Raw genomic sequence first — 14,107 nt, forward strand, 5'->3', positions numbered from 1 at the left:
AGACAACACAGCAGTGATCGAATAGTGTCAGGGATCAGCCCGGTCCAAAATGTCAGGGATCAACCCGGTCGGTCACGAGTCGTGCTCTCGATGATGATCACTCGCATTCGAGAGGATGACGGCGATGACACACGCCATCGCATTCGTCTTGTTCGGTAAAACCGAAGATGCACATGACGAAGTTCGGCGCCCGGAGACCCCCACCCCCAACCCCTCCCCGCAAGGGGGAGGGGAGCTCACTGCCGTTGCCGTGAGATCTCGATCCCGGCGTTTCGATAGCGGGTGCGTGGCTAGCCTGAAGCCAGCCACACGACATCACCGCCTCAGATGATCCCCGCGGCCACCTGCCCCCGCAGCCGCTCCAGGCTCAGCAGCGTCTCGGCGCAGGCGGTCGCCACCTCGATGCCCTTGGTCGCAAAATGCTTGCGGAAGAACTCGAAATGCGCCTGCGTCTCGTGGAATTGCTGCGGCGTCAGCACCGCGGAGAATACCGGCACCTCGGTGCGCAATTGCACGTCCATCAGCGCCTTGATGACGGTGTCGGCGACGAACTCGTGGCGGTAGATGCCGCCGTCGACGACGAGGCCCGCCGCGACGATGGCGGTGTAGCGCCGCGTCTTGGCCAGGAGCTGCGCATGCAGCGGGATCTCGAACGAGCCTGGCACCTCGAAGATGTCGACACGATCGCGCGGGATGTGGCGCGCCTCGATCTCGTCGAGGAAGGCCAGACGGCATTCGGCGACGACGTCGCGATGCCAGGCCGATTGCACGAAGGCGACGCGCTGCGGCTTGCTGAAGCGCGGATGCGACGGCGCCGGTGGCGACTCGTCGGGCGGTGACGCGACCGGCGTATCCGCCGGCGGCGACGTTCCTGCGGTGATGGTGTCGGTGGGCGTATCAGTAGGCGCGTCTTGCAACATCTGATTCATGGTTGTCCTCGTCAGAGACCAGAATCAGGGCACACGGAACAACGACGCCCCCACGCTGGATTGCGCGGGGTGCCGGGACCCGTTCTCTTTCATCCGGACTGTGACCGTCGGCTTCGGAGTCGCACCGAATCTGCTGACCCTTCTCTGCGCGACGCGTTCCGGAGAACAGAATTCTCCAGACCGTGCCTTGCCGAGAAGGCGCTCGCGGGCTCGCGCGCTCGACCGAGAAACGCTTACCGCCGGTGGGGAATTTCGCCCCGCCCTGAGAACATCGGCCGCCCGGATGGACGGCCTGAACGAACTATGCAGGCGGTCGGCGGCTGCGGCAAGGCCTCACGCCCGCGGTCCACGACGGGCGGCCATGCAACCGCTCGCGGCCGTTCCCGCGGCCAAATCGGCTCGGACGGGGCGGTTGCGGCGAATCCGATTCCGTTTTGTTCTCATTCGGCCATGATTCCACAGGCCGGACAGGAGTTGTGGACGAAGCGGTGTTTGGCTGTGGACGGACTCGCCCCCCCGTTGCGCAGATTCCGCAAATCACATCAGTTTGTCCTCGCACGCCCGGGGTACCTCTGGGACTGCAAGCCGGGTCTCGAAGCGCCGAGAGGGCGTGGGCCGGGTCGCCGCGTATGTACCAACGAGATCAAGAAGACGAGGTCGAGACGGCATGTCCCTGCTCGAAAGCACTATCGATTCCACCGACCACCCGCTGAGCGTGGTCGAGACCATTGCGGCCGACAACAACTGGATGTTCGAGCGCTCCGGCGAGGACGAGATCACGATTGCCTCCAAGGGCCAGTGGACCGACTATCAGCTCTCTTTCACCTGGATGGCGGAGATCGAGGCCCTGCATCTGGCCTGCGCCTTCGACATGAAGATTCCGGAAGCGCGCCGCGCCGAGGTGCAGCGGCTGATCGCCGCGATCAACGAGCAGCTCTGGCTCGGCCATTTCGACATCTGGACCCACACCGGCATGGTGATGCACCGCCAGGCCCTGGTGCTGCCCGGCGGGATCACCGCGTCGGGACTGCAATGCGAGAGCATGCTGGCCGGCGCCATCCACGCCTGCGAGCGCTATTTCCCGGCCTTCCAGTTCGTGGTCTGGGCCGGCAAGTCGACCCAGGAGGCCATGGCGGCCGCGCTGTTCGATACCGACGGCGAGGCGTAAGCCGCCGCCGCTTCCTCACACGCGGTGTCGTCCCTGCGCACGCAGGGACCCATACCGCGTGATGTCCGTCTGGCGCGCGACGCTTGTCGCTCTGCCCCTGCTCCACTAGAACCGCCGGTGGTTATGGGTCCCTGCTTTCGCAGGGACGACAGCGGAGTGCGTCGTGACATCAGCGGACAACAACCTGCTTCATCAGCTCACCGGCACCATCGTGCTGGCCGGCGCCGGCAAGATGGGCGGCGCGATGCTGACCGGGTGGCTGGCCGGCGGGCTCGATCCTGCGCGCCTGGTGGTGATCGAGCCGATGCCATCGGCGGAGATCACGGCGCTGGTGGCCAGGGGCGTCCGCCTCAATCCGACGGCGGCTGCGCCGGCCGAGGTCGTCATCGTCGCCGTCAAGCCGCAGATGTTCCCGGACGCCGGCCCCGCCTTGAAGCCGTGGGTCGGCGACGCGACGCTGGTGCTGTCGATCATGGCGGGGACGACGATCGCCGGCCTGCAGCAAACGATCGGCGGCGCGGTCGTGCGCGCGATGCCGAACACGCCCGCCGCGATCGGCCGCGGCATCACTGTGGCCGTGCCCGCCGCCAACGTCAGCGCCGCGCAACGGGCGCTGACCGACGCGCTGCTGCGCGCCACCGGCGCGGTGGAATGGGTCGACGAGGAGGCGCTGATGGACGCGGTGACCGCGGTGTCCGGCTCGGGTCCTGCCTACGTATTTCTGCTCGCCGAGGAGCTCGCCCGCGCCGGCGTCGCCGCCGGCCTGCCCGAGTCCCTGGCGACGAAGCTCGCGCGCGACACCGTGTCGGGCGCCGGCGAATTGCTGCGCCAATCGGACCTGCCGTCCGCCACGCTGCGCCAGAACGTCACCTCGCCGGGCGGCACTACCGCTGCGGCGCTGTCGGTGCTGATGGGAGCCGACGGCTTCCAGCCGCTGCTGACCAGGGCGGTCGCCGCGGCCACGGCGCGCTCGAAAGAGCTCGCGAAGTAGACAACAACGAGCTGACAGCTCAGCGCGACGGCGTCGGCGGCCCGCCATGCTGCTGGCGCCATTGCAGGAACTGGCGGAACAGGGAGCTGCGCTCAGCCGGATCGTTGGACAGCTGTCCCCCGCTCTGGCGCACGAAGCTCTCGAACTGGGTCTGGCGCACGTCGGCAACCTGCGGCCGCGGCACCATGTTGCGCGCCAGCAGCCACTCGTCCGCCGCCTTGAACCGCTTCCAGTTCGGAATGGCGGCGACGATGCTCGACTCCCGCCATTTGGGATGCCGGGGCGGCTTCATGAACTCGTCGTAGTTGGCGAAGAACGCCTCGACGAAGCGCGCCACCTTGCGATAGCGCTCGGTATTCTCCGGCCAATTGTAGCTGACGAGCAGCATGCCGATCGCCACCGTCTCGATCGTCTCGCCGGGGTTGAGCAGGTTCGGATATTCCTCCGAGGACAACGTCGTGGGCAGATAGAGGTCCTGCAGCCGGCGGTCGTAGGGGATCGTCACCAGGTGCAGCGCGCGGTTGTCGTTCCTGATGCTGCGGGCGAGCTGGAACACCTTTCCGGTGGAGACGATGTAGGCGTCGGCGTCGCCATCGATCAGCTTCTGGATCGATCTGGCATCATCGGTCGCATAGTCGAACGACGCCGTCAGGCCGAGCCGGTTGAAGATCACGCGCGCGGAATAGAAGCCGACATCGGTCGGCGCGATGATGCGCTTGCCGTTGAGGTCGAAGATCGAGCGGATCGAGGAGCGCGCGATGACATGGATCTCGTTGTGATAGAGCCGCGCGATGTAGCGGAGCTGCGAGGTGATGTCGGGGATGCCGTATTGCAGGCGGTAGAATTCGGGCACGTCGGCTGCGACCGCGCCCATGTCGATGCTCTTCAGAAACAGAATGTCGGAGACGTTGCGCACCGGTCCCTTGCCGAGCACCGGCAGCACGCGGACGTTGGTCTGATCATCGAGCACGCGCGCCATGTCCGAGCCGAACACGGAGGTGGCGCCGCCGGCCGGCGCGGTGATGATGGTGACGGTGCCGTCGTTGACGTCGGTCGGGTTGGGCAGCCGCCATACGTCCGGCCCGCTGCCGGGCGCGGGCGACAGCGACGCCGGCAGGCCGGCGGGACGTGGCGGCGCCGGAGCAATGGCGGCGTTGGGCTTGGACGGAGCCGGCGCCACCGGCACGATCACCGAGCGGGTCGCCGCGGGGCGCGGCGGCTGTGAAGGTTGCGGCGATTGTTGCAACTGCGGCCACGCCTGCGCAGACACCTGACTCAGCATGAGTCCGGCTGCGAGCGCGGCAAGCGCGACTTGCGAAGCTGCCTTCGTGACGATGGACATAGCGCAACGGCCTCCTGCACCATCGCGATGCCGCCGCAGCGTTCTCGACCGGTCCGGAGCATTCACCTCGAGGCCTGCCTGCGTCAGGCATGCGACGGGCGACCGCGGCCTCGGCTGAGACCTCGCGACAACCAACCTCGCGATGCGGAGCACGCACGAGGCCAAATGGCCACGATCGGCTCCGATCGAGTTCCACAGTTGGGTGAGATGATTCGATGAATTTGCGGCGGGCGCCGGGATTTTGTATGACGACGTGCATATAAACCGGATATTGGACTCCGGCTGTGGCTCCGATGCAACGCCTCTTGTTTCAGGCCGCCAGCCGGTGTTGCCGTCGTGCCAGGATCAGCAGCGTCACGACGATGGCCAGGTTCAGGCCATTCCACGCGATGCCGTTGGCGAAGGCCGCCGAATAGGACCCCGTGGCGTCGAAGATGACGCCCGAGACCCAGCCGCCGAACGACATGCCGAACACCGAGGCGAAGATGATGATGCCGACCCGGGTGGCGGCCTCGCGTGCCGGCATCGCCTCACGCACGATGATCGCATAGCTCGGCACGATGCCGCCCTGGAACAGGCCGAACATGCCCGAGATCAAATAGAGCGACGTCAAGCCATCGAAGAACAGATAGAACAGAAGCGCAAAACCCTGCGCCAGCGAGCCGATCAGCAACGTCCGCATGCCGCCGACACGGTCGGCGAGAAAGCCGGAGCCGATCCGGCTGACGATGCCGAGCGCCATCATCAAGGACAGCATCCGCGCGCCGACAGCGACGCCATAGCCGAGATCGCCGCAATAGGCGACGATGTGCACCTGCGGCATCGCCATCGCCACGCAGCAGGCGATCGCGGCGATGCTGAGCAGCACGGTCAGCGCGTTGGTGGAGATCGGCAGCTCCAGTTGCGGCGGCGCCGCGCCGGCATGGTCCTGCGCGCCGGCACCGTCCATGCGCGCGCGCAGCACCAGGAGCAGCGCGCTCATCGTCACCGCGCAGAAGACACCGAGCGCGACATGGCTGGCGCGCCAGCCGATCTGCTGCACGCCCCAGTTCACCAGCGGCGGCCACACCGTGCCGGCGACGTAGTTGCCCGAGGCGACGATGGTGACGGCGAGGCCGCGATAGCGCACGAACCAGTGCGACGCCTCGGCCATCAGCGGCGCGAAGGTGACGGACGAACCGATCCCGATCAAGAAATACACCGCCTGAAACTGCCACAGCGTCACCGACGCGCCGGCGAGCAGATAGGCGGCCGCGGTGCAGGTGATGCTGAGGGCCATCGCGGTGACGATGCCGAAGCGGTCGGTGATGCGGCCGACGACGACGCCGCCGAGGCCGAAGCCGAACATCGTCAGCGTATAGGCCAGCGAGACCGCGCCGCGGCTGGCGGCGAACTCGGCCTGCACGACCGGCAGAACGACGACGACGGTCCACATCCCGGCGCCGCCGATGGAACCGATGACGAGCGCAAGCGCCAGCCGCGCCCAGGCCTGGCGCGAGTCCGGAATGAAATGAGGCGCTTCCTCGAATCTTGTATTGGGTCCGTGCACGATGTCCGCAACTTCGTTGCCGCACCGCATCAGGTCAAGCCACATTGCTGCGGCATTGGGCATGCAGAAGCAGCGCAACAGGAGGGATCTGCACGATCACGGTCCGGCCCTCTTGGCGGCGCCGCGCTTTATCATTAGGTTGCGCGGCGGATCGGAGTGATTTGGGCGCGCATGTCGTTGGGACTGACACGGAAGATGCTGATGGTGGCGGGACGGCTGCTCGTCCTCGCTTACCTCGTCTGCGTGCTCAGCCCGGGCGTGGCGCTCGCGCTGGGCGATGGGGCGGCGCCCTGCTTCGACGAGACCGTCGTTGCCGTTGCGGCCACTCATCATGACGCGGCGCATCACGAGATGATCTTGGCGGCGATGCCGCAGGTAGAGACCGCGCACGCCCATCATCATGATCACCCTGTTGCAGACGCTGGGATGCACGCGCCAGCTCCCGCGCCGTCGCACCACGATCACAGCAAGATGCCGGGCCCCTGTTGCGCCATGATGTGCGCGGTGGGCCTCGCTGCCGCGCTGCCGGCGGTCACCCTTCCCGCTTCGTTCGCCGCCACCAGCGTGACCCCGCGCGACGAAGGCCTGCCCGGTCGCACGCCGCCGCGCCTGTATCGGCCCCCCATCGTCCTGGTCTGAGCGAACGACGCCGGCTTCGTGCGCGTGTCGCGCGCGGCTGCTCGCGATTCATCGACAGACCAAGGATACCTCATGTTGTCGCAATCCAAGGCGACGCCCGCTGCCGCATCTCCGGCACGGCGCAGCCTGCCATTCTCCGTTGCCGCTTGCGCATTGACGCTGCTTGCCGCGGCGAGCCTCGGCGCCTGCCAGCCGCGCACGATCGCATTGGCCGGGGCTGATCCGGCCGATCCGGCGGCGAACGTTGCGCCCGTGCGCATGTCGGGGATCGTCGGGCCCTACACGCCGCTGCGCCCGGTCGCGCCGGCCGCCTGGGGCCAGCGCACCGACCCCGGAGCACCGCGCCCTGAGCCGAGCCGCTAAGGAGCGCCACATGCAGGGGATCATCAGGCTCGCGGCGCTCGCCGCAGCACTTGCGCTCGCAGGCTGTGCCTCGTTCTCGCCAGACGGCGGCATGAGCGCCGTCGCGGACATCACCGGCCACACCACCGGCAAGGAGGTCGCCTCCGTGAGAGGCAATGACGACGCCGAACGCGTCCGCGCTGCAACGCGCCGCCTGCTCGCCCGGCCCTTGTCGGCCGATGCCGCCGTGCAGGTCGCGCTGTTCAACAACAAGGGCCTGCAGGCGGCCTACAACGCGCTCGCGCTCAGCGAGGCGGACATGGTCGAGGCCAGCCTGCCGCCGAACCCGACCTTCTCCCTGATGCGCATCAGCGGCGACGGCGCGCTGGAGGCCGAGCGCCAGGTCGCCGGCGACATCCTGGCGCTCGCCACCTTGCCGCTGCGCTCGGAGATCGCGCGCGAGCGGTTTCGCCAGGCCCAGTTGAAGGCCGCGCTGGCGACGTTGCGGCTCGCCGCGGAGGTGCGCCGCGCGCATGTGCGCGCCGTCGCCGCCAACGAGCTGGTGGCCCTGCTGGTCGAGGCGCAATCGGCCGCGGAGGCGACCGCGAAGCTCGCCTCGAAGCTCGGCGAGACCGGCGCGCTCAACCGGCTCGACCAGGCGCGCGAGCAGGTGTTCTATGCCGAGACCACGGCCGAGCTCGCCACCGCCCGCCGTGCCGCAGGAAGCGCCCGCGAGCGGCTGATCCGGCTGATGGGCCTGTGGGGCGACGATCTGAATTTCCGCCTGCCCGACCGGCTGCCGGCACTGCCGCGCCGCCCGCTGAGCCAGCCCTTCGTCGAGGCCGATGCCGTCGGCCATCGCATCGATCTGCAGATCGCCCGCCTCGAGCTCACGGCGCTCGCCACATCGCTGCAGCTCAGCGAGGCGACGCGCTTCGTCACCCTGCTCGATCTCGCCGGCCTCGATCGCAAGACCGTCGAGCCCGACGGCCGCGTCATCCGCGAACGCGGTTACGACGTGCAGTTCCAGATCCCGATCTTCGACGGCGGCGAGGTCCGCGTGCGGCAGGCCGCCGAGACCTACAACATCGCCTTCAACCGCCTCACCGAGCGCGCCGTCACCGTCCGCTCCGAGGCGCGCGACGCCTATCGCAGCTACCGCGCGGCCTTCGACATCGCCGGCCACTACGCCCGCGAGGTGCTGCCGCTGCGCCGGATCATCAGCGAGGAGATGCAGCTGCGCTATTCCAGCATGCAGGTCGACATCTTCGCGCTGCTGCTCGAGGCGCGGCAGCGCCTGGCGTCACGCCGCGCCGCGATCGACGCCGTCAGAGACTTCTTCCTCGCCGAGGCCGAGCTGTCGGCTGCGGTCAATGGCGGAGTCGCGAGCAGCGAGGACAGCGCACCGCAGACCGCGAGCGCGCTCGCGCCAAGCAACGACTGACAGGAGAGCACGCATGTTTTCACGCCGCACACTGCTCGGCTCCGCGGCGCTGGCCGGCGCCTCCGCCGTCTCCGGCCGGGTGCAGGCCGGCGCCATTCCCGAAGCGCCGGTGATGGACAAGGCGGCGATGCAGCCCCCGCTGCATCCCAGCGCCGGCCCGGACTATCAGCCGGTGGTCACGCTCAACGGCTGGTCGCTGCCGTTCCGCATGAACGGCGACTGGAAGGAATTCCATCTCGTCGCCGAGCCGGTCACCCGCGAGTTCGCGCCCGGCATGACCACGCATCTGTGGGGCTACAACGGTCAGTCGCCGGGCCCGACCATCGAGGCGGTCGAGGGCGACAAGGTCAGGATCTTCGTCACCAACAGGCTGCCGGAATACACCACCGTCCACTGGCACGGCGTGATCCTGCCCTGCGGCATGGACGGCGTCGGCGGCCTGACGCAGCCGCACATCAAGCCGGGCAAGACCTTCGTCTACGAGTTCGAGATGAGGCACGCCGGCACCTTCATGTATCACCCGCATGCCGACGAGATGGTGCAGATGGCGATGGGCATGATGGGCATGATCGTCGTGCATCCGCGCGGGCCGCAGCCGCCGCCGGTCGACCGCGACTTCGTGTTCGTGATGTCGACCTATCGCATCGAGCCCGGCAGCTACCTGCCGAAGGTCACCGAGATGACCGACTTCAACATGTGGACCTGGAACGCGCGGGTGTTTCCCGGCATCGATCCCCTGCCGGTGCGGCTCGGCGATCGCGTCCGCATCCGCATCGGCAATCTCACCATGACCAACCATCCGATCCACCTCCACGGCCACAAGTTCAAGGTGATCGGCACCGATGGCGGCTGGCTTCCCGAAACGGCACAATTCCCGGAGACCACGACCGACGTGCCGGTCGGCGCGGTGCGCGTGCTCGACTTCACCGCCGACAATCCCGGCGACTGGGCGTTCCACTGCCACAAGTCGCATCACACGATGAATGCGATGGGCCACGACATGCGCAACCTGGTCGGCGTGCCGCGCAAGGAGCTGGCCGCCGCCGTCGGCAAGCTCGCACCCGACGGCATGGTGATGGGGCACACCGGCATGGCGATGGGCAGCATGGAGATGCCGGCGCCCGACAACACCCTGCCGATGATGACCGGCAGCGGCCAGTTCGGGCCGATCGAGATGGGCGGCATGTTCACGACCGTGAAGGTGCGCGAGGGCCTCGCCCGCGACGACTACCGCGATCCCGGCCCTTATCAGTTCCCGCAGGGCAGCGTGGCCTATGAGGTCGCAAGCGCACCGGAGCCGGTGCGGCGAAGCGACGGCCCACCGACGCAGGTCCGCACCCAGCGCTGAATTCACCAAGCACCGCATCAACCGACGACCACCATCAGGAGATCTCCATGAAGACTGCATTCGCGATCAGCGCAGTGGCGGCGGCCGCTCTGATCGTCGCACCGGCCCGTGGCCATGAGCAGCACGGATCGCGCGGCTATTCCGCCGGCGAGCCGGGCGATCCCAAACAGCCGTCACGCACCATCGAGGTGCTCCTGAGCGAGATGGAGTTCACGCCGGCGCGCATCGAGGTCAAGCGCGGCGAGCAGATCCGCTTCGTGCTGCGCAACGCCGGCAAGGAGGATCACGAGTTCCTGCTCGCCACCAAGGCCGAGAACCTGAAGCACGCCGCGGTCATGAAGAAGCACCCGCATATGGAGCACGACGAGCCCAACGGCGCCCGGCTCGCGCCGAACAAGACCGCCGAGTTGCTGTGGCGCTTCACCAAGCCCGGCACGTTCGAATATTCCTGCCTGATCCCAGATCATCGCGAGTTCGGCATGACCGGCCACGTGGCCGTGAAGTGACGGATGAAGCCGTCTTGACAACGCGTAGGGCGGATCATCGCCGCGTCATCCGCCCTATGCCTCGCCATGAGTTCACCAGTAGAAGGAAACACATCATGAAGACGTTCTCTCAGCTCACGACCGCCGCCGCGTTGGTTCTCGCTCTCGCGACCCCTGCCCTCGCCGCCGAGGCGATCAGCGGCGACGTCAAGAAGGTCGATGAGGCTAACGCCAAGATCACGCTCCACCACGGCCCGGCCAAGAGTCTTGGCATGGACGAGGCCATGACCATGGTCTACCGCGTCAAGGACGCCGCGCTGCTGAAGGGCCTCAAGGCCGGCGACAAGGTGAAGTTCGAGGCGGTCGAGGACGCCTCCGGCTACACGGTGACGAAGATCGAGAAGGGCAAGTAGCAACAGGCATCCGGCTGCTTTGCCCAACCGCTACAGCCTCGCCCGGGCGAATATCGCCGTGATCCAGTCGAGGAACACGCGCAGCCGCAGCGTCATCTGCCGGTTCTGCGGATACAGCGCGTGCAGCGGCGTCGGTGATGGCGGCGTGTCGGCGAGGATCTCGACCAGACTGCCATCCGCCAGATCCGACGCGAAGCGATAGCGCGGCGCCTGCACCAGGCCGAGGCCGAGCCGGGCGAGGTCCATCATCGTGTCGGAATTGTTGACCGTGACCCGGCTCGGCAGAACCAGATGGCGCAGCGTGCCGCCGCAGGTGAATTCGAGCGGCAGCACCTCGCCGGTACGCGACGAGATGAAGCCGACCATGCGGTGGCCGTCGAGATCATCAGGTCCAGCCGGCGTTCCGTGCTCGCGCAGATAGGTCGGGCTGGCGACGGTGATCTCCTCGATCGTGCCGAGTCGGCTCTGGATCATGCCGCTCGCCTCCGGCTCGCCGGAGCGGATCACGCAATCGACACCCTCACGCACGAGATCGACCAGGCGGTCGCCCTGGCCGATGCGCAGATCGAGCTGCGGATGCGCGGCGAGAAACGCGGGCAGATGCGGCAGCACGAACGTCCGCGTCAGCAGCGGGTGCGCGTCGATGCGCAGCAGGCCACGCGGGCGCGAGTCGCGCAGTGCAGTCTCGGCCTCCTCGATGTCGGCGAGGATGCCGACGCAGCGCCGGTAGTACTCCTCGCCATCCAATGTCGGGGTGACGTGGCGCGTGGTGCGCTCGATCAGCCGGATGCCGAGCCGCGCCTCGAGCTCCTTCAGCACCTCGCTCGCCGTCGAGCGCGGCAGGCCGAGATCGGCGGCCGCGGCGGTGAAGCTGCGGCGCTCGACGACGCGAATGAACAGACGCATGGCATCCAGGCGATCCATAGCGATTGTTCGCCCAGGCCGACATCTGATGTCAAGCCAAGGCCGATTATACGGACGAGGCGATCAGCTATGTTCGCTCGCATTGAAAAGAGGGAGACTGACCATGCCCAATTCTTCATCCCAGGTCGCGATCATCACCGGCGGCTCGCGCGGGATCGGCGCGGCCATCGCCGAACGCCTCGCCGCTGATGGCGTCGCGGTCGTCATCAACTATGCCCGGGCCGAGCAGGCCGCGGCGCACATGGTGCAACAGATCGAGGCGACCGGCGGCCGCGCGCGCGCCGTGCAGGCCGACGTTGCCGATCCCGCCAGCGCGGCGGCGCTGTTTGATGCCGCCGAGCAGGCCTTCGGCGGCGTCGACATCCTGGTCAATAATGCCGGCACGATGGCGCTCGGCGCCTTCGCGGAGCTGAGCGACGCAGATGTCGCGCGCCAGTTCGAGGTGAATGTCGCGGGCGTGTTCCGAACCCTGCGCGAGGCGGCGCGGCGGCTCCGCGACGGCGGCCGCATCGTCAATTTCTCGTCCAGCGTGGTCGGGCTGTATCAGCCGCGCTACGGCGCCTACGCCGCCACCAAGGCCGCGGTGGAAGCCATGACGCATGTGCTCGCCAAGGAGCTGGCGCGGCGGAGCATCACGGTCAACGCGGTGGCGCCCGGCCCCACCGAGACCGAGATGTTCCTCAACGGCAAGACCGACGAGCAGCTGCGCGCGATGGCCGCAGCGAACCCGTTCGGCCGGTTCGGACAGCCGCGCGAGATTGCCGATGTCGTGGCCTTCCTGACGAGCCCGGAGGCCGGCTGGGTCAACGGCCAGGTTGTGCGCGTCAATGGCGGCGTGATCTGACGCCGCGCTGCTGTCACCCGCCGGCCGATGCCGGCCCAACACCAAAGGAGTTCCCATGCCGTTCGCCAACATCAAGGTGCCGCAGGCCGCGCTGACCAAGGCGCAGAAGGAGGAGATCGTGCATCGCGTGACCGCGATGTTCGTCGACTATTTCAGCGAGGCCGCGCGACCGCACACGATGGTGCTGATCGAAGAGGTGCCCGACGGCGGCTACGGCCGCGCCGACGAGGTGTTCGTGATCCCGCAAGCCTATCGCGCGACGACGTGAGCCGCGGGCCGCGGCCGCTCGCGCAACGGTCGCCGAACGGGCAGGCATGGGCGGATGAGCAGCAGTATCATCCGCCCTCCCCCGCGAATGCATCGGAAGCGCACGTCGACGGAACGCGCACCGATCTGTCGGCCGCTTATGGCTGCGCCGATGTTCCGATCGTATGATCCACCGCGTCGCGCGGAGCCCGCCATGAAGGCCTATCTCGTCCTCGATCTCGCCATTCACGACCACGCCTCGTTCAAGGCCTATATCGATGCGATCCCCGCCTTCATCGCGAGGCATGGCGGCCGCTACATCGTCCAGGGCGCGGTGCCCACGGCGGTCGAAGGCGGCTGGATGCCAGAGCGCATCGTGATCCTGGAATTCCCGTCGCGCCAGAACGCCACCGACTTCCTCGGTGATCCCGAGATCCAGCACCTGTTCGCCATCCGGCACCGCACCACGACGAGTCGGCTGGTGCTGGTCGACGGGTGCGCGGAGTGAACGCGCATTGCACGCCTGCCCCTCGCACTTGATCCATATGAGAGCGCGTGCAACGGATGGCTCCTCCGTCGCAGGGCGAGACCAGCCACCGCGTGCACCAAATATCTCAGATGCAACTTGCTTCTTTTCGGACGCTCGCTGTGCTGGGGCTCGGCGTAACCGCCGCACTGCCTACGTTCATGCCCCGTGCCGCGATCGCGGGCGCTGGCTTCTTCGACGTGCGCACGCTGTGCCAGCCGCTCGAGATCCGAAACGGAGCGCCGGAGGAGAGCGCCTGTCTGAAGGAGCAGCCGGCCATCGCCCGGCGTGACGGCCGCAAGCTGACGCTGGCGCTCACCAACGGCAAGACCAAGGTCATCACCGACGCCAAGGAGTGCGAGCCCGAGGGGCCTGAAGCCGCCTGCATCAGCTACCGGCTTGTCGGCCACGTCGGCGGCCGGCACTACATCGTGCTGGTCATGCCCTATGAGTGCTCCTACGTCATGCTGGTCAACCGGCGCACCGGGGCCGAACTCAACATCGGCAGCGGCCCCTTCCTGTCGCCGAACGGCAAGCGCTTCATCACCATCGATCCGCGCGACGACAATTGCGGCATAGACTATCGCATCGGCATGTTTTCATACGGCGACAGCCCCAAACTGGAGTGGAGCTACAAGCCGGAGGGCCTCGAGCAATACGAGATCGACACGTGGATCGGCGACAATCGCGCGCGCCTGCAGGCATCAGACGATACCCGCAAGGAGGCATCGACCGATCTGACGCGCACGGCGCTGGGCTGGCAGCTCAAACGCCCCAATGGCGAGATCAGCATGGGCTCGGTGCCGGCGCCACAGGCTTCACCGCCCCGAGCGAGTCCAGCCCCAGGCTCGTTGGGCAGCCGCTGAGCTGCTGGTGCCTGTCGACCATTTCCATCGCGTCCCTGCGCATTCGCGGAC

At 67.5% G+C, this 14,107-nt stretch carries 16 protein-coding genes and 1 riboswitch; of the genes, 12 read left to right on the forward strand and 4 right to left on the reverse strand.

Annotation, left to right across the window (positions count from 1 at the left end; translation table 11 throughout):
• Positions 1-323: 323 nt before the first annotated feature.
• On the reverse strand, positions 324-929 hold the full coding sequence (locus QX051_RS04945) for a 6,7-dimethyl-8-ribityllumazine synthase (protein WP_315771838.1): 606 nt from the start codon (positions 927-929) through the stop codon (positions 324-326).
• A 77-nt stretch (positions 930-1,006) separates the two neighbouring features.
• A riboswitch (FMN riboswitch) is annotated at positions 1,007-1,203 on the reverse strand.
• 393 nt (positions 1,204-1,596) lie between these two features.
• On the opposite strand from QX051_RS04945, the gene QX051_RS04950 reads away from it, so the two are divergent.
• Both QX051_RS04950 and proC read left to right on the forward strand, forming a co-directional pair.
• Positions 1,597-2,097: a YbjN domain-containing protein gene (locus tag QX051_RS04950; protein WP_315771836.1), complete on the forward strand. Its 501-nt coding sequence runs from the start codon at positions 1,597-1,599 to the stop codon at positions 2,095-2,097.
• Positions 2,098-2,260: 163 nt separating this feature from the next.
• Positions 2,261-3,088 (forward strand): pyrroline-5-carboxylate reductase, encoded by an 828-nt coding sequence (proC, locus tag QX051_RS04955; RefSeq protein WP_315775319.1) that lies wholly within the window; start codon positions 2,261-2,263, stop codon positions 3,086-3,088.
• A gap of 19 nt (positions 3,089-3,107) precedes the next feature.
• Here the strand turns inward: proC and QX051_RS04960 are convergent, their stop codons facing one another.
• Together QX051_RS04960 and QX051_RS04965 are read right to left on the reverse strand one after the other, a co-directional pair.
• Positions 3,108-4,430 (reverse strand): TAXI family TRAP transporter solute-binding subunit, encoded by a 1,323-nt coding sequence (locus tag QX051_RS04960; protein WP_315775320.1) that lies wholly within the window; start codon positions 4,428-4,430, stop codon positions 3,108-3,110.
• 310 nt (positions 4,431-4,740) lie between these two features.
• Positions 4,741-5,979, reverse strand: a complete 1,239-nt coding sequence (locus tag QX051_RS04965; protein ID WP_315775321.1) for an MFS transporter — start codon at positions 5,977-5,979, stop codon at positions 4,741-4,743.
• A 171-nt stretch (positions 5,980-6,150) separates the two neighbouring features.
• On the opposite strand from QX051_RS04965, the gene QX051_RS04970 reads away from it, so the two are divergent.
• The 6 genes from QX051_RS04970 to QX051_RS04995 all read left to right on the forward strand — a co-directional run bounded on the left by QX051_RS04970 (position 6,151) and on the right by QX051_RS04995 (position 10,650).
• The gene (locus QX051_RS04970; RefSeq protein ID WP_315775322.1) at positions 6,151-6,618 is read left to right on the forward strand and encodes a hypothetical protein; all 468 of its coding nucleotides are present in this window, start codon (positions 6,151-6,153) and stop codon (positions 6,616-6,618) included.
• Between the two features lie 72 nt (positions 6,619-6,690).
• A complete protein-coding gene (locus tag QX051_RS04975) occupies positions 6,691-6,981 on the forward strand; it encodes a hypothetical protein (RefSeq protein WP_315775323.1) in 291 nt (96 codons plus the stop codon).
• Positions 6,982-6,991: 10 nt separating this feature from the next.
• Positions 6,992-8,404, forward strand: a complete 1,413-nt coding sequence (locus tag QX051_RS04980; RefSeq protein ID WP_315775324.1) for a TolC family protein — start codon at positions 6,992-6,994, stop codon at positions 8,402-8,404.
• A gap of 13 nt (positions 8,405-8,417) precedes the next feature.
• A complete protein-coding gene (locus QX051_RS04985; RefSeq protein WP_315775325.1) occupies positions 8,418-9,752 on the forward strand; it encodes a copper oxidase in 1,335 nt (444 codons plus the stop codon).
• A 47-nt stretch (positions 9,753-9,799) separates the two neighbouring features.
• Positions 9,800-10,258: a cupredoxin family protein gene (locus QX051_RS04990; protein WP_315734030.1), complete on the forward strand. Its 459-nt coding sequence runs from the start codon at positions 9,800-9,802 to the stop codon at positions 10,256-10,258.
• 95 nt (positions 10,259-10,353) lie between these two features.
• Complete coding sequence (locus QX051_RS04995) at positions 10,354-10,650, forward strand: copper-binding protein (protein ID WP_315734032.1); 297 nt, start codon at positions 10,354-10,356, stop codon at positions 10,648-10,650.
• A gap of 30 nt (positions 10,651-10,680) precedes the next feature.
• Here the strand turns inward: QX051_RS04995 and QX051_RS05000 are convergent, their stop codons facing one another.
• Entirely contained in the window at positions 10,681-11,574 is an 894-nt protein-coding gene (locus QX051_RS05000) for a LysR family transcriptional regulator (protein ID WP_315775326.1), read from the reverse strand.
• Between the two features lie 103 nt (positions 11,575-11,677).
• Here QX051_RS05000 and QX051_RS05005 point away from each other — a divergent pair, with 103 nt between their 5' ends.
• From QX051_RS05005 to QX051_RS05020, 4 genes are all read left to right on the forward strand, one after another.
• Positions 11,678-12,418 (forward strand): SDR family oxidoreductase, encoded by a 741-nt coding sequence (locus QX051_RS05005; RefSeq protein WP_315734038.1) that lies wholly within the window; start codon positions 11,678-11,680, stop codon positions 12,416-12,418.
• A 55-nt stretch (positions 12,419-12,473) separates the two neighbouring features.
• Positions 12,474-12,686: a 4-oxalocrotonate tautomerase family protein gene (locus tag QX051_RS05010; RefSeq protein ID WP_315734040.1), complete on the forward strand. Its 213-nt coding sequence runs from the start codon at positions 12,474-12,476 to the stop codon at positions 12,684-12,686.
• Positions 12,687-12,878: 192 nt separating this feature from the next.
• The gene (locus QX051_RS05015) at positions 12,879-13,172 is read left to right on the forward strand and encodes a DUF1330 domain-containing protein (protein WP_315775328.1); all 294 of its coding nucleotides are present in this window, start codon (positions 12,879-12,881) and stop codon (positions 13,170-13,172) included.
• A gap of 110 nt (positions 13,173-13,282) precedes the next feature.
• Complete coding sequence (locus QX051_RS05020) at positions 13,283-14,056, forward strand: hypothetical protein (protein WP_315775329.1); 774 nt, start codon at positions 13,283-13,285, stop codon at positions 14,054-14,056.
• The last annotated feature ends 51 nt before the right edge of the window (positions 14,057-14,107 follow it).

This window comes from Bradyrhizobium sp. SZCCHNR1053 (genome assembly GCF_032381235.1).
Classification (GTDB): Bacteria; Pseudomonadota; Alphaproteobacteria; order Rhizobiales; family Xanthobacteraceae; genus Bradyrhizobium.